Origin of the sequence: Nonomuraea sp. NPDC049400, assembly GCF_044466425.1 — a bacterium.
GTDB lineage: Bacteria > Actinomycetota > Actinomycetes > Streptosporangiales > Streptosporangiaceae > Nonomuraea.
This window is the reverse complement of record NZ_JBITMP010000011.1, coordinates 31,135-45,798: the sequence shown is the minus strand read 5'-3', so window position 1 is coordinate 45,798 and position 14,664 is coordinate 31,135. Positions and strand designations below refer to the sequence as shown.

14 protein-coding genes and 1 pseudogene are annotated in these 14,664 nt (G+C 70.2%); 3 read left to right on the top strand and 12 right to left on the bottom strand.

Translation table 11 applies throughout. The features are described from left to right. Positions 1-11: 11 nt before the first annotated feature. Complete coding sequence (locus tag ACIBVN_RS18890; RefSeq protein ID WP_397137933.1) at positions 12-761, bottom strand: hypothetical protein; 750 nt, start codon at positions 759-761, stop codon at positions 12-14. Positions 762-834: 73 nt separating this feature from the next. On the opposite strand from ACIBVN_RS18890, the pseudogene ACIBVN_RS18885 reads away from it, so the two are divergent. Beyond that, positions 835-1,251 (top strand): annotated as a pseudogene (locus ACIBVN_RS18885) (Clp protease N-terminal domain-containing protein); the annotation flags it as partial. A 237-nt stretch (positions 1,252-1,488) separates the two neighbouring features. Here ACIBVN_RS18885 and ACIBVN_RS18880 read toward each other — a convergent pair. Next, positions 1,489-2,511, bottom strand: coding sequence for a GNAT family N-acetyltransferase (locus tag ACIBVN_RS18880; protein WP_397137931.1), 1,023 nt, complete (start codon positions 2,509-2,511; stop codon positions 1,489-1,491). A gap of 60 nt (positions 2,512-2,571) precedes the next feature. After that, the gene (locus tag ACIBVN_RS18875; protein ID WP_397137929.1) at positions 2,572-2,769 is read right to left on the bottom strand and encodes a hypothetical protein; all 198 of its coding nucleotides are present in this window, start codon (positions 2,767-2,769) and stop codon (positions 2,572-2,574) included. Here ACIBVN_RS18875 and ACIBVN_RS18870 point away from each other — a divergent pair. Next, positions 2,768-4,375, top strand: a complete 1,608-nt coding sequence (locus ACIBVN_RS18870) for an amidohydrolase (RefSeq protein ID WP_397137927.1) — start codon at positions 2,768-2,770, stop codon at positions 4,373-4,375. The two genes, ACIBVN_RS18875 and ACIBVN_RS18870, sit on opposite strands and share 2 nt — an antisense overlap. A 62-nt stretch (positions 4,376-4,437) precedes the next feature. Here ACIBVN_RS18870 and ACIBVN_RS18865 read toward each other — a convergent pair whose 3' ends face one another. From ACIBVN_RS18865 to gap, 5 genes are all read right to left on the bottom strand, one after another. After that, positions 4,438-4,782 (bottom strand): RNA polymerase-binding protein RbpA, encoded by a 345-nt coding sequence (locus ACIBVN_RS18865; protein WP_185076998.1) that lies wholly within the window; start codon positions 4,780-4,782, stop codon positions 4,438-4,440. A 73-nt stretch (positions 4,783-4,855) separates the two neighbouring features. After that, a complete protein-coding gene (gene secG, locus ACIBVN_RS18860) occupies positions 4,856-5,086 on the bottom strand; it encodes a preprotein translocase subunit SecG (RefSeq protein ID WP_139630497.1) in 231 nt (76 codons plus the stop codon). A gap of 99 nt (positions 5,087-5,185) precedes the next feature. After that, positions 5,186-5,968 (bottom strand): triose-phosphate isomerase, encoded by a 783-nt coding sequence (gene tpiA, locus ACIBVN_RS18855; protein ID WP_397137925.1) that lies wholly within the window; start codon positions 5,966-5,968, stop codon positions 5,186-5,188. Between the two features lie 7 nt (positions 5,969-5,975). Continuing rightward, positions 5,976-7,163: a phosphoglycerate kinase gene (locus ACIBVN_RS18850; protein ID WP_397138388.1), complete on the bottom strand. Its 1,188-nt coding sequence runs from the start codon at positions 7,161-7,163 to the stop codon at positions 5,976-5,978. Positions 7,164-7,421: 258 nt separating this feature from the next. After that, positions 7,422-8,426: a type I glyceraldehyde-3-phosphate dehydrogenase gene (gap, locus tag ACIBVN_RS18845; protein ID WP_397137923.1), complete on the bottom strand. Its 1,005-nt coding sequence runs from the start codon at positions 8,424-8,426 to the stop codon at positions 7,422-7,424. 184 nt (positions 8,427-8,610) lie between these two features. On the opposite strand from gap, the gene ACIBVN_RS18840 reads away from it, so the two are divergent. Continuing rightward, on the top strand, positions 8,611-9,249 hold the full coding sequence (locus ACIBVN_RS18840; protein ID WP_397137921.1) for a hypothetical protein: 639 nt from the start codon (positions 8,611-8,613) through the stop codon (positions 9,247-9,249). A 194-nt stretch (positions 9,250-9,443) separates the two neighbouring features. On the opposite strand, the gene whiA is transcribed toward ACIBVN_RS18840, so the two are convergent. From whiA to uvrC, 4 genes are all read right to left on the bottom strand, one after another. Then, on the bottom strand, positions 9,444-10,424 hold the full coding sequence (gene whiA / locus ACIBVN_RS18835; RefSeq protein ID WP_138670245.1) for a DNA-binding protein WhiA: 981 nt from the start codon (positions 10,422-10,424) through the stop codon (positions 9,444-9,446). A gap of 71 nt (positions 10,425-10,495) precedes the next feature. After that, positions 10,496-11,455, bottom strand: coding sequence for a uridine diphosphate-N-acetylglucosamine-binding protein YvcK (gene yvcK / locus ACIBVN_RS18830; RefSeq protein WP_397137919.1), 960 nt, complete (start codon positions 11,453-11,455; stop codon positions 10,496-10,498). 293 nt (positions 11,456-11,748) lie between these two features. After that, on the bottom strand, positions 11,749-12,615 hold the full coding sequence (rapZ, locus tag ACIBVN_RS18825) for an RNase adapter RapZ (RefSeq protein WP_397137917.1): 867 nt from the start codon (positions 12,613-12,615) through the stop codon (positions 11,749-11,751). 82 nt (positions 12,616-12,697) lie between these two features. Next, positions 12,698-14,602, bottom strand: a complete 1,905-nt coding sequence (uvrC, locus tag ACIBVN_RS18820; protein ID WP_397138386.1) for an excinuclease ABC subunit UvrC — start codon at positions 14,600-14,602, stop codon at positions 12,698-12,700. Between the last annotated feature and the right edge of the window lie 62 nt (positions 14,603-14,664).

Genomic DNA, 14,664 nt, shown 5'->3' with positions numbered 1-14,664 from the left:
CGTACACCACTCTAGCCTAGTCGTTGACGCGCGTGGCGCTCCTCTCGCCGCGTGACCTCCAGCCGCTGCTCGGCCTCGGCGAGCCGCTTGCGGGCCTTGGCCAGCTTCCGCTCCAGCCGGGCGACCCGCTCGGCACGCTCGTCGTGCTCCTTGACGGCGGCCTCCAGCGCCTCCTGCCACTCCTTGTGCGCGGCCTCGGCCTCCTGGCGCTCCTTGGCCTTCCTGACCTCGGCCTCCTCGCGCTCTCTCGCCTCCGCCTCGGTAGGCTTGCGCCTGGCGGCGGGCCGCTCGCGGGGGATGGGCGCGGGAGCGAAGCCGCTGTAGTTGAGCGGCTTGGCCAGGCGGCCGCCACGCACCTGCCCAGCCGCGTCGGCGTCCACGACGGCGGCCTCCAGCGTCTGGTCCACCTCGGCCGCCGCCGCGGGCGACAGGCCACTGTCCTGCCTCGCCAGCCGGCCCACCTTGGCGGTCACGTCGCCGCGGCGCCGGGTCAGCTCCGCCAGCGCGTCGGCGTCCTGCTCCTGCCAGGCGGCGCGCAGCCGCTCCCCCACGTCGAGCAGCTCGGCCAGTTCCGTGGAGCGCTCACGGGCGAGCCGGTTCACGGCCCAGGCGGACACCGTCGGCTTGCGCAGCTTCGCGATCTCGCGCGCGAGCCGTACGTCGCCCGCCTCCTTCGCCGCGCGGGCCTCGGCCTCGCGCGCGGCGGTGAACTCGGACGGCGGCAGCGCATAAAGCCTGCCGGCCACCTCGTCAAGATCCACACAGGACAAATACCCCACATCCGCTGGTTTGTAGCGCATAGTGGAGGCAGTGGCTGTCGAACGGAGGCCCCCCGTGTTCGAACGCTTCACCGACCGTGCGCGCAGGGTCGTCGTCCTCGCCCAGGAGGAGGCGCGGATGATGAGCCACAACCACATCGGCACGGAGCACATCCTGCTCGGCCTCATCCACGAGGGCGAGGGCCTGGCCTCGCTGGTGCTCGACGGCTGCGGCGTGGAGCTGGAGCACGTACGTGCCTTCGTCGAACGTGAGGTGGGCCACGGCGCCAAGGCGCCCGGCGGGCACATCCCGTTCACGCCGCGCGCCAAGAAGGTGCTGGAGCTGTCGCTGCGTGAGGCCCTGCAGCTGCGCCACAACTACATCGGCACCGAGCACATCCTGCTCGGGCTGATCAGGGAGGGCGAGGGGCTGGCCGCGCAGGCGCTCGTGGACGCGGGCGCGGATCTGGCGGACGTACGGCAGCGCCTGATCGACCGCGTGGGGCGCGCCTCCAAGGAGCGCCCGAGCGAGATGTTCTTCGCCGGCGGTTCGGTGCTGGGCGAGCGGCTCGCGCGGATCGAGGAGAGCCTGGAGCGCATCGAACGCCACCTGGGCATCCGGCCGCCCGCCACCGAGAAGCCCTCCGACGCCGAGAAGCCCTCCGACGCCAAGAGGCCCTCTGACGTCGCCAGGAAGCCTTCAGAAGAGCCGCCGCCGGCCGAAGAGGACCTAGGCTGACGCCATCGCGCCGACCGGCAGCCTGGCCTCCATGACGCCGGGATCCTCGGTGTAGCCGAGCGTGGCGCCCAGGGAGATCAGCATCCTGCGCATCCTGGCGTTGTCGGACAACATGGTGGCCCTGACCTCCGCGTACCCGAGATCGCGAGCCCCCCGCACCAGCATCCTGGCCATCGCCGTGCCCAGACCGCGCCCCTGCCAGCGGTCCTCGACCAGGAAGGCCATCTCAGCGATGCCGGGGTCGGGGGTGAACATGAGGTTGGCCATCCCCACGACCTGCCCGTCGTGCCCGGCCACCAGCGAATATCCCTTGCTCCTGTCGCACAGCCGGTCGAACGTGCTCGCCGGCAGCGCGGGCATCGAGGTGAAGTAGCGGAACCTGCGCGACTCGGGCGAGCACCTGTCGTGCAGGTCGCGCACGGCCTCGCGGTAGATCGAGGTGAGCGGGCGGATCGTGACCTCCGCGTCGCCGGAGAGCTTGATCGCGCGGTCGGCCGTGGCCTGCTCGGTGGCGGGCTGGGCGAGCCGGGCGAAGGAGGCAGCCCTGGCCGCCTCGGTCAGCGTGAACGGCAGCTCCGCGCGGCGCAGGCGTACCGCACGCCTGGGGGCCACGGGCACGACGAGCTGGGTCGGGTCGGGAAGATCACTCACCGCTTCACCATAGATCCACCTGGCGTCGTCGGCGCGCAGCAACTCGGCCAGGAGCTCAGGCAGCCGCCACGGCATGGAGCGCAGCCTGGAGGCCAGCAGCAGCGCCCTGGTGGGCTCGTCGGTCAGCTCGTGGGCGGTGGCGGGGACCACCTGGACCCGGCGGCCACCGGCCGCCTCCAGCGCCTCGCGCACCGTCTCGGGGCCGGCGGGGATGTCAGCGACGAACTCGTCGACGGTGCCGTCCGTGTCAGACTGCACGCTCAGGCCGAGAATGTTGCCGCCCCTGGCTGCCAGGGCCTCGGCGAGTGAGGCCAGCCGGCCGGGCCGCTCGTCCACCGTGGTACGGATGCGCAAGAATCCCATGCAGATGAGCATGACCGGTGGCTGTTACGCAACCGCTAACGATGTGTTTCATCGCGTATTTCATCGCGAGAAGCGACGATTTATCCCGATATAGCGCGACATCGCCGCCACGAGCCCCTGCTCCGGGCCACCGGCCCGGCCGTCCCGCCACGGCCCGGCGTCACCCCGCTTGTCGCAGGTCACCGCGGTGGGCGGGAGGATGTACGGCGGGCTCGGGGTGCGCGAGCCGGATCCACCGCTGAGAAAGGAAGCCCCCATGAAGATCCTCTTCCGAGGCGGCCGCGTCTTCACACCGAAGGGCGCGCGGGCCGAGGCCGTGCTGGTGAGCGACGGCGTGATCGCCGCAGTGGGGCCGGAGGCCGAGCTGGCCCGGCAGGCGCCGTCCCACGAGACGGTGGACCTGGACGGCGGCCTGCTGGTGCCGGGTTTCACGGATGCGCACATGCACCCGGTCCAGGCGGGCCTCGAACGGGCGAAGTGCGACTTGTCAGAAGATTTCGGCCTTGACGCGTACATAGCCGTGATTGCCGACTATGCCGCGAAAAATCCTGGCAAAGAGTGGATCGATGGCGGCGGCTGGGACATGTCGGCGTTCCCCGGCGGCCTCCCCCACCGTGACCAGCTCGACTTCCTCGACCGCCCCGCCTACCTCATCCAGCGCGACCACCACGCCGCCTGGGTCAACACCCGAGCTCTGCGCGAAGCCGGAATCACGAAGGACACGCCGGACCCGGCCGACGGCCGCATAGAGCGCGACGCCGCAGGCGAGCCCACCGGGGTCCTGCACGAGGGCGCGATGGACCTCGTCGGCCTGCTCACCCCCCGCCCGACCGCCCAGGACCTGGACGACGCGCTGGCGGACGCGCAGCAGTACCTGTTCTCGCTGGGCATCACGGGCTGGCAGGACGCCATCGTGGGCTCCTACGCGGGCTCCCAGGACCAACTGCCCACCTACGTGTCCGCAGCCCGCTCAGGCAGGCTCAGGGCGCGCGTGGTGGGCGCCCTGTGGTGGGACAGGACGCGCGGCCTGGACCAGATCGAGGAGCTGGTCGAACGCCGGGCCGCCGCCGAGGGCCTCGACCGCTTCACGGCCACCTCTGTCAAGATCATGCAGGACGGCATCACCGAGAACTTCACCGCCGCCACGCTGGAGCCGTACTGCCTGTGCGGCGGCACGGGCCTGTCGTACGTGGACCCGCACAAGCTCAAGGAGTACGTCGCCGAGCTGGACAGGCTCGGCTTCCAGGTGCACTTCCACGCCATCGGCGAGCGGGCCGTGCGCGAGGCCCTGGACAGCCTCGAGGGCACGAGCCCCGGCAACCGGCACCACATCGCCCACCTGCAGATCATCGAGCCGTCGGACGTGCCGCGCTTCGCCGCCCTGGGCGTCACGGCCAACCTGCAGCCGCTGTGGGCCACGCACCACGCCCAGATGGACGAGCTGACGCTGCCGTACCTGGGTGAGCCGCGCTCGTCGTGGCAGTACCCGTTCGCGGACCTGCTGGCGCACGGCACCCGCTTCTGCGCGGGCAGCGACTGGCCCGTCTCCAACGCGGACCCGCTGCAGGGCATGCACGTCGCGGTGAACCGCACGGAGCCGGGCGGCTCGGTCCACGCGACCTACCCGACCGCGCAGACCCCGTTCCTGCCCGGCCAGCGCATCGACCTGGCCACCGCCATGACGGCCTACACGGCGGGCTCGGCCTGGATCAACCGCTCCCCCGCCGGCGCCGTCGAGCCTGGCCGCCCGGCCGACCTGGTGGTGCTGGACCGCGACCCGTTCGAGCTCCCGACCGGCGACATCTGGATGACGCGCACACGCATGACGTTCGTGGACGGCGACGCGGTCTACGAGCGCCGCTGAGCGGCCGGGAAACGGCGAAAGGGCCTCGGCAGACCCGAGACCCTTTCGCCGAACTCAGCCAACTACCAGGGGGACTTGTTGTTACGCAGGCGCTCCAGTGCCTCCTCGAGGATCGCCTTGCCGTCCTTGTCGCTCCTGCGCTCCTTCACGTAGGCAAGATGCGTCTTGTACGGCTCGTTCTTCGGCGGGGCAGGTGGGGCCGACTCGTCCTGTCCGGCAGGAAGGCCACAACGTGGGCAGTCCCACATCTCGGGGACCGCCGCGTCACTGGCGAAACTGGGGCGCGTCTCGTGCATGTTGGCGCACCAGAACGAGACCCGCACTCTCGGAGCTGCCTCGCCGCGCTCGGCCTCCCCCATAGGGCCGGCGCCGACTCGGCTGCCACGGATCGCGTTGCCACTACCCACGGATGAACTCCTCGCTCGATCGCCCCGCGCGCAGACACGGGGGGAGAATCACTGTCACGCGTTAACTTGTTGCTCAGGGCTTCATGAGCAAGCCGAGAGCGATGATGCAGACGAACCAGATCGTGCCCGTGATCACGGTCAGCCGGTCGAGGTTGCGCTCCACCACCGAGGAACCACCGAAGTTCGACGAGAAACCGCCGCCGAACATGTCAGACAGGCCGCCACCCTTGCCCTTGTGGAGCAGCACGAGCAGGATCATGAGACCGCTCGCCAGGATGAGGGCGATGGAGATTCCGATTTCCACGGTATGCCTGTTCCTTCAATGCTTTGTTACGCGTGACGATTCAGACTTGCCTTCTGAGGGTACGGCCTGTTGTCAAGTCGCACCCCCGGAACGGCTCAGTTAGCCCGGCATATCGTAGAAGCGGCAGATCTTCGCGAACTCCCCGGCGTCGATGCTGGCACCGCCCACGAGCGCGCCATCGACATCGGGTTGAGCCATGATCCCCGCGATATTGCCTGACTTGACCGAGCCACCGTAAAGGATACGGACACCGGAGGCCACTTCGGAGTCGTAGAGCTCAGCGAGTCTGACTCGCAGCGCGCCACAGACCTCCTGGGCGTCCTCCGGGGTGGCCACCTCGCCGGTGCCGATCGCCCACACCGGCTCGTAGGCCACCACTATCGATTTTGCCTGCTCGGCGGTGATTTTGCGCAGCGCGCCGTCGAGTTGACCGAGACTGTGCGCGATGTGGCCGCCCTCTTGGCGCACCGCCAGGCCCTCCCCGACGCAGAGGATCGGGGTGAGCGAGTGGCGGTAGGCGGCCTGCACCTTGGCGTTGACCAGGTCGTCGTCCTCGTCGTGGTACTGGCGGCGCTCGGAGTGGCCGATGACCGCGTACGTGCAGCCGAGCTTGGCCAGCATGGCGCCCGAGATCTCACCGGTGTAGGCGCCGGCGTCGTACTGCGACAGGTCCTGGGCGCCGTACTCGATCCTGAGCTTGTCGCCGTCGACCAGCGTCTGCACGCTGCGCAGATCGGTGAACGGCGGCAGGACGGCGACCTCGACCTTGTCGAAGTCCTTGTCGTTGAGGGCGAAGGCGAGCTTCTGGACCAGCGCGATGGCCTCGAGATGGTTGAGGTTCATCTTCCAGTTGCCGGCGATGAGCGGCTTCCGGGTGCTCATGGGTGTCTCAGTCCTCCAAAGCCGCGAGTCCGGGAAGGGTCTTGCCCTCGAGATATTCGAGGCTGGCCCCGCCACCGGTGGAAATGTGCGAGAAGCCGTCCTCGGGAAGCTCCAGCTTCCGTACGGCGGCCGCCGAGTCGCCGCCGCCCACCACGGTGAACGCTCCAGAGGTGATCAGTGCCTCCGCCACCGCCCTGGTGCCGCCGGAGAACGCGTCGAACTCGAACACGCCCATGGGGCCGTTCCAGAAGACGGTCCTGGCGTCGGCCAGCTTGGCGGCGAACAGCTCGCGCGTCTTGGGCCCGATGTCGAGCCCCTCGCGGTCGGCTGGGATCGCGGTGGCCTCGACCACGTCGTGCTCGGCGTCCGGCGCGAACGTGACCGCCGCCAGGATGTCGACGGGCAGCACCAGGTCGACGCCGCGCTCGGCGGCCTCGTTGAGGAAGCCGCGCACCTGGTCGAGCTGGTCCTCCTGGAGCAGCGACTTGCCGACCTCGTAGCCCTGGGCCTTGAGGAAGGTGTACGCCATGCCGCCGCCGATCAGCAGCCGGTCGACCTTGGTCAGCAGGTTGGCGATGACGCCGAGCTTGTCGGACACCTTGGCGCCGCCCAGCACCACGGCGTAGGGCCGCTCCGGGCTCTCGGTCAGCTTCTTCAGCACTTCGACCTCGGCCACGACGAGCCCGCCCGCCGCGTGCGGCAGGAGCTTGGGCACGTCGTAGACGCTGGCGTGCTTGCGGTGCACCGCGCCGAACCCGTCGCCCACGTAGAGCTCGGCCAGCCCGGCCAGCTTCGCCGCGAACGCGGCCCGCTCGGCGTCGTCCTTGGACTCCTCGCCCGGCTCGTAGCGCAGGTTCTCCAGCAGCGCCACCTGGCCGTCCTGGAGCGTTTCAACCGTGCTCAGGGCGCTGTCACCGACCACGTCGGCGGCGAAGGCCACCTCCTGGCCGAGCAGCTCGCCCAGGCGACCGGCGACCGGCCTGAGCGAGTATTTCGGATCGGCCTTGCCCTTGGGCCTGCCCAGGTGGGCACAGACGACGACCTTGGCGCCACGTTCCACCAGCGCCTTGATCGTCGGCACCGACGCCCGGATGCGGCCGTCGTCGGTGATCGTCTCCCCGTCGAGGGGGACGTTGAGGTCGGCGCGCACGAGCACGCGCCGCCCCTTCACGTCGAGATCGTCGAGCGTGCGCATGCTCATGCTCCTGTTCATTGCCTCCACTCCGTGGAGGCGGCTCGGTCGCTGGAGAGCCGTCGCCTTCCCTCGTCACTCCGGTCGCTACGCTCCCTGCGCTCCTCAGTCCAGGCAACGGCGCTGCAGCGTCCATGGCCTCACTCCCGTGAGGCGCGCTCGGTCGCTGGGAGCCGTCGCCTTCCCTCGTCACTCCGGTCGCTACGCTCCCTGCGCTCCTCAGTCCAGGCAACGGCGCTCTCTCGCGCGGGCGCGGTGGGATCAGAGGCCGCGGCCGACCAGCTCGACGAGGTCGGCGAGGCGGTTGGAGTAGCCCCACTCGTTGTCGTACCAGCCGACGACCTTGACCTGGTTGCCGATCACCTTGGTCAGGCCGGCGTCGAAGATGCACGAGGCCGGGTCGGTGACGATGTCGGAGGAGACGATCTCGTCCTCGGTGTAGCTGAGGATGCCCTTGAGCGGGCCCTCGGCGGCGGCCTTGACCGCGGCGTTGACCTCCTCGACGGTGACCTCGCGGCTCACGTCGACCGTGAGGTCGGTGGCCGAGCCTGTCGGGATCGGCACGCGCATGGCGAAGCCGTCGAGCTTGCCCTTGAGCTCGGGCAGGACCAGGCCGATGGCCTTGGCGGCGCCGGTGGAGGTGGGCACCACGTTGAGCGCGGCGGCGCGGGCGCGGCGCAGGTCCTTGTGCGGGCCGTCCTGAAGGTTCTGGTCCTGCGTGTAGGCGTGGATGGTGGTCATCAGACCCTTCTCGATGGTGAAGGTGTCGTGGAGGACCTTGGCCATCGGCGCCAGGCAGTTGGTGGTGCAGGAGGCGTTGGAGATGATCGTGTGGCTGGCCGGGTCGTACGAGCCCTCGTTGACGCCGAGCACGATCGTGACGTCCTCGTTCTTCGCCGGGGCGGAGATGATGACCTTCTTCGCGCCGTTCTCGGCGTGCACCTTGGCCTTGTTGGCGTCGGTGAACAGACCCGTCGACTCCACCACCACGTCGACACCGAGGTCGCCCCAGGGCAGCTTGCCCGGGTCGCGCTCCTCGAAGACCTTGATCGCCTTGCCGTCGACGGTGATCTCGTCACTCGTGGCCTTCACCTCGTACGGCAGGCGGCCCAGAATGCTGTCGTACTTCAGCAGGTGAGCGAGCGTCGCGTTGTCAGTCAGGTCGTTGACCGCGACGATCTCGATGTCCTTGCCGCTGGCGGCGACAGCGCGCCAGAAGTTGCGGCCGATACGGCCGAAGCCGTTGACGCCTACGCGGATGCTCACGGGAACCGATCTCCTCGAACCAGATGGCGGGCTGAAACCTCAACCACGAACCTTATCGGACGCAAATTGGTTTAGACCACTACAGGTACCCAGTCTGAATCCGTGTTCAGGGGGCGCGTTTTGCGGCGTTCGAGTAAAGTGCCCGACTCATCGATGTAAATTCGTGCATTCTCTGGGGGCTGAGATGTCACACAAGCGGTCGGGCCTGCTGCCCGGGCTGGTCGCAGGGCTGCTCGCCGCGCTGGTCTGCGCGGCGGCGCTGGGGGCGGCCGTCCTGTTCCAGAACCGCCTTCCCGAGGCCGTCGCGACGTTCGGGAACGGCCATCCTCTTTCGCTGGTTTCGTCCCTCGCGATCGCCCTGATCGTCGTCCTGGCGATGGGCGCGGCACGCCCCCGCAGTGTCGTCCTGGTCCCCGTGGCGGCCCTGTACGCGGGCGGCGCCGTGGCCGCGGGCCAGATCGCGGGAGCGTCGATCATGATCGGCGCCACCCTGCGCACCCCGCCGGCCGAGCGCGGCCCCGCCGACCTGGCCGACATCACCCTGGACAACTTCTCCGCCGGCCTCCCCTACGCGCCGTCGCTCTACCGGGACCCCTTGTCTGAGACATGGGCCGCCTGGCTCTACATCGCCGTGGCCGCTCTGGCCGCGCTCGCCCTGCTCACCCTCCGCGTGGCCCGCGTCCGCCGCGCCCAGCGCGCCCTGGCGGCCGAGGAGGCGGAGCAGCAGGAGCCCGAGTATCGCGCTCCGTTCGAGCCCGCTCAGGCCCCGGCCCCGAAGCCCACAACGGACCTGTTCACTCCCCGCAAGCCCGCCAAGGACTGAGCCACCCACTCACTTCGGCCGGCTCCCGTGGAGACGCCCCAGGGCCTACCACCATGGAGGGCAGAATAGGCGTCGTCACGACGACCGGCCATGACAGCCGGCACCCCGCGTCGGCGACGTGCGGTCCACCGTACGCAGCCGTAACGGACGGGGGTCCTGATCGGCGACGGCGCGCCACGAAAGACGGCGAGCGCTCAGGGGGCGAGCATGTCGACGGTGAGGTTCGCCTCGGTGTTCGGAATCCCCAGGTCGGAGGCGCGTTTGTCGGCCATGGCGAGCAGGCGGCGGATGCGCCCCGCGATGGCGTCCTTGGTCAGCGGCGGGTCGGCGATCTGCCCCAGCTCTTCCAGGGACGCCTGCTTGTGCTCCACCCGCAGCCGCCCGGCCACCACCAGGTGGTCCGGCGCCTCGTCCCCGAGGATCTCCAGCGCCCGCTGCACCCGCGCACCGGCCGCGACCGCCGCACGGGCCGAGCGCCGCAGGTTGGCGTCGTCGAAGTTGGCCAGCCGGTTGGCGGTGGCCCGCACCTCGCGGCGCATCCGCCGCTCCTCCCAGGCCAGCACGCTGTCGTGCGCCCCCAGGCGGGTGAGCAGCGCGCTGATCGCGTCGCCGTCGCGCACCACGACGCGGTCCACTCCGCGCACCTCACGGGCCTTGGCGTGGATCTTGAGGCGCCGCGCCGAGCCCACCAGCGCGAGCGCCGCCTCCGGGCCCGGACAGGTGACCTCGAGCGACATGGAACGCCCCGGCTCGGTGAGCGAGCCGTGCGCCAGGAACGCGCCACGCCAGGCGGCCTCCGCGTCGCAGGCGGCGCCCGCCACCACCTGGCGGGGCAGGCCGCGCACCGGTCGGCCGTGGTTGTCGATCAGGCCCGTCTGCCGGGCCAGGGCCTCGCCGTCGCGGTAGACGCGTACGACGTAGCGCGAGCCCTTACGCAGCCCGGCGGGTGCGAGCACGAGAACCTCGGCCTTGTGCCCGAACACCTCGCCGATGTCCTTGATCAGCCGCCGCGCGGTGGCGTTGGTGTCGAGCTCGGCCTCGATCACGATCCGCCCGCCCACCAGGTGGAGGCCGCTGGCGAACCGCAGCAGCGTCGAAACCTCCGCCTTACGGCAGCACGGCTTAAGCACCGGCAGGCGACTCAGCTCGTCCTTCACCACACCTGTCATGGCCATGCGTTAGTCCTCTCCCCCATTCAGACCGGCTCTCAGCAGTCTCTCGCACCTTCGCACCGCGCCGGCCAGGATCAACGCTTCTGGAGGAAAATCTCGTCCAGGACGGAGGCAAGACGTCGTGGGTCATGCCTCGGCGAGCCGTCGGCGGTGGCCACGTCGGCCATCACGAGCCGCGCGCCGAGTGCCCAGGCGGCCTTCTCCAGCGCACCGGGGTCGTCCACCACCCCGGTGTCGGCGAGCACGACGTCGATCGACAGGTCTGGGGCGTGTTGCCTGAGCACCTCCAGGTGTTGCTGGGGGGAGAAGTCGTCGGTCTCGCCCGGCTGGGGCGCCAGGTTGAGCGTGACGAGCCGCTGCGCCTTGGTCGTGTGCAGCGCCCTCGCGAGCTCGGGCACCTTGAGGTGCGGCAGCACGCTGGTGAACCACGACCCCGGCCCGAACACCACCCAGTCGCCCTCCAGCACCGCCTCGACCGCCTCGGGGCGCGCGGGCGGGTCCTCCGGCACGAGGGAGATCGCCTGCACACGTCCGGGCGTCAGCGCGCAGGCCACCTGCCCGCACACGGTCGAGATGACGCCGTCGAGCTCGACCTGCGCCACGATGTCGAGCGGCACCGACGCCATCGGCAGCACACGGCCATGCGCCCCCAGCAGCCGCCCGACCCAGTCGAGCCCCGCCACGGGGTCGCCGAGCAGCTCCCACAGCGCGACGATGAGCAGGTTGCCGACGGCGTGCCCGTGCAGCTCGCCCTCGCTGCGGAAGCGGTGCTGCACCACCTCGCTCCAGGTGCTGCCCCACTCGTCGTCGCCACACAGCGCGGCGAGCGCCATCCGCAGGTCGCCAGGGGGCAGCACGCCGAGCTCGCGCCTGAGCCGCCCGCTGGACCCGCCGTCGTCGGCGACGGTCACCACGGCCGTCAGCCGATCGGTCACCATCCTTAACGCGGACAGGGACGCGTAGAGCCCGTGCCCGCCGCCCAGCGCCACGACGTGCGGCCCGAATCCCGGATGCACCCCGCGTTCTCCCGGCACCGGACTTTCCTCGGCCGAGCGCGAAAGCCGCACGGGGCACACGCCCCCGCCGGCCTCCTCCGAGACCGGGCCGCCACCAGCCCGTTCGCCACCGCCGTCCGAGGCCGAGCCGCCACCAGGCCGTCCCCCGGCTCCATCCGAGACTGGACCGCCACCAGGCCGTTCCCCACCGCCATCCGAGACCGGGCCAAAGTCAGGCGCGTCCCTGACCGGCAGGGCATCCTCGCCCACGGGCACGGGAGGATCGCCCGCTACCGGATGCGGCAAAGCTGCCGCTGCGCCGTCTTCATCGGTCACTCCCGCCCCACATCCCGGTGGCTCACCTGGACCTCCATCTCGCGGTCGTGCAGGCGGGCGGCGATCTGCTCGGCCATGGCCACGCTGCGGTGCTTGCCTCCGGTGCAGCCCACCGCCAGCGTGGCGTAGCTCTTGCCCTCCCGGGCGTATCCGGCGGCGACCACCTGCAGGACCTCCTCGTACGCGTCGAGGAACTCCTTGGCCCCCGGCTGCCCCAGCACGTATTCGCTCACCGGCGCGTCGAGCCCGCTCATCGGCCGCAGCTCGGGCACCCAGTGCGGATTCGGCAGGAACCGGCAGTCGATCACGAGATCGGCGTCCACCGGCAGCCCGTACTTGAACCCGAAGGACACGATGTTGAGCCGCAGCCCCGGCCGGTCCTCACCGCCGAAGTACGCGACGATCTTGTTGCGCAGGTCGTGGACGTTGTGGGAGGAGGTGTCGATCACCAGGTCGGCGTTGGCCCTGACCTCCCGCAGGATGCCCCGTTCGCGGGTGATCCCGTCGACCAGCCGCCCCTCGCCCTGCAGGGGATGCGGCCTGCGGACGTTCTCGAACCTACGCACCAGCTCCTCGTCGCTGGCCTCGAGGAACACGACCCGCACCCGTACGCCGCGCCCTTCGAGCTCCTCGATGGCCGCGTTGAGGTCGGTGGTGAAGGCCAGGCTGCGCACGTCAACGACGGCCGCCACCTTGTCGGCGGCCAGCTTGACCTTGCCCGCCTCCTCCGCCATCGCGAACAGCAGCCCGGGCGGCAGGTTGTCGATGACGAACCAGCCCAGGTCCTCCAGCGCTTTGGCGGCTGTGCTGCGCCCCGCCCCTGACATGCCGGTGACGATGACGAACGCCGGCTCGGTGCTCATTTCCTCTCTCCGTCCCGCGCGCCCTGCCCGGGCGCACCACCATAGCGGAGGCACCCGGACAGGCCCTGGCGTCCTGGCGAGATCAAGGTGACTCTCCCTTCAGCGTCGACACGATGACCTCGGCGATGGACGGGCCGATGCCTGGAACCTCACAGATGTCCGCGGCAGTGGCCTCGCGTAGTTTCTTCACGGAGCCGAAGTGCTTGAGCAGCGCCTGCCTGCGCGCCGGCCCGAGGCCCGGCACGCTGTCGAGCGCGCTCTCCTTCACCGACTTGGACCTCTTGGACCGATGGTAGGTGATGGCGAACCTGTGTGCTTCGTCCCGCACGCGTTGCAACAGGTAGAGACCCTCACTTGAACGTGGCATGATCACCGGCTGGTCGTCGCCGGGCAGCCACACCTCCTCCAGCCGCTTGGCCAGGCCGCACACCGAAACGTCGTCGATGCCGAGCTCGTCGAGCGCCCGCTGCGCGGCCGCCGCCTGGGGACCCGCGCCGTCGACGACGACGAGGTTGGGCGGGTAGGCGAACTTGCGCGGCTTGCCGGTCTCGGGGTCGATGGGGCCATGGCCGCCGTCGTCGTCGGGCGCCAGCTCGCCGGTGGCCGAGCGCTCCTCAAGGTAGCGGCGGAACCGGCGCATGATCACCTCGTAGATCGAGGCGACGTCGCCCTCCTTGGTCTTGACGGCGAAGCGCCGGTATTCGCTCTTGCGCGCCAGCCCGTCCTCGAAGACCACCATCGACGCCACGACGTTCTCGCCCTGCAGGTGGGAGACGTCGTAGCACTCGATGCGCAGCGGCGCCTGGTCGAGGTCGAGCGCGTCGGCGATCTCCTGCAGCGCCTTGCTGCGGGTGGTCAGGTCGCTGGCGCGACGGATCTTGTGCTGCGCGAGCGACTCCTTGGCGTTGCGCTCGACGGTCTCCATCAGCGACCTCTTGTCGCCGCGCTGTGGCACGCGCACCTCGACGCGGGCGCGGCGCTGCTCGGTCAGCAGCTCGGCGACCGCCTCGCAGTCGGGCGGCAGGGCGGGCACGAGCACCTCGCGCGGCATCGCGTCGGGGCTCGCCTCGGCGTACATCTGGAGGAGGAACTGCTCGACCAGCTCGCCTGGCGAGGTCTCCTCGACCTTGTCGACCACCCATCCCCGCTGGCCGCGGATGCGGCCGCCGCGCACGTAGAAGACCTGCACGGCGGCTTCGAGCGGGTCCTCGGCCAGCGCGATCACGTCGGCGTCGGTGCCCTCGCCGAGCACCACGGCCTGCTTCTCCAGCGCCCGCTGCAGCGCCTGGATGTCGTCACGGAGCCGGGCCGCGCGCTCGTACTCCTGCTCCGCGGCGGCCTCGCGCATCTCCTTCTCCAGGCGCTTGATGAAGCGGCTGGTGTTGCCCGCCATGAAGTCGCAGAAGTCCTCGGCCAGCTCGCGGTGCTCCTCCGGGGTGACCCGGCCGACGCAGGGCGCCGAGCACTTGTCGATGTAGCCGAGCAGGCACGGGCGGCCGATCTGGCCGGCCCGCTTGAACACCCCGGCGCTGCACGTGCGCACCGGGAAGACCCGCAGCAGCAGGTCGACGGTCTCGCGGATGGCCCACGCGTGGGAGTAGGGGCCGAAGTAGCGCGTGCCCTTGCGCTTGGCCCCGCGCATCACCTGCACGCGCGGGAAGTCCTCGCCCATGGTGACCGCGAGATAGGGATACGACTTGTCGTCGCGGTACTTCACGTTGAAGCGCGGGTCGAACTCCTTGATCCAGGAGTATTCGAGCTGCAGCGCCTCGACCTCGGTGCCCACGACCGTCCAGTCGACGTCGGCGGCCGTGGTCAGCATCGACTGGGTGCGGGGGTGGAGCGCGGAGAAGTCGGCGAAGTAGGAGTTGAGCCGCTGGCGCAGGCTCTTGGCCTTGCCGACGTAGATCACCCGGCCGTGCGCGTCCCTGAACCGGTAGACCCCCGGGGAATCGGGGATCGAACCCGGCTTGGGCCGGAAACTCAAGGGACTGCCCGCTGATCTCGCCACATTCAAAGCCTAGTAGCCCGTACCGACAAGGTGACCCG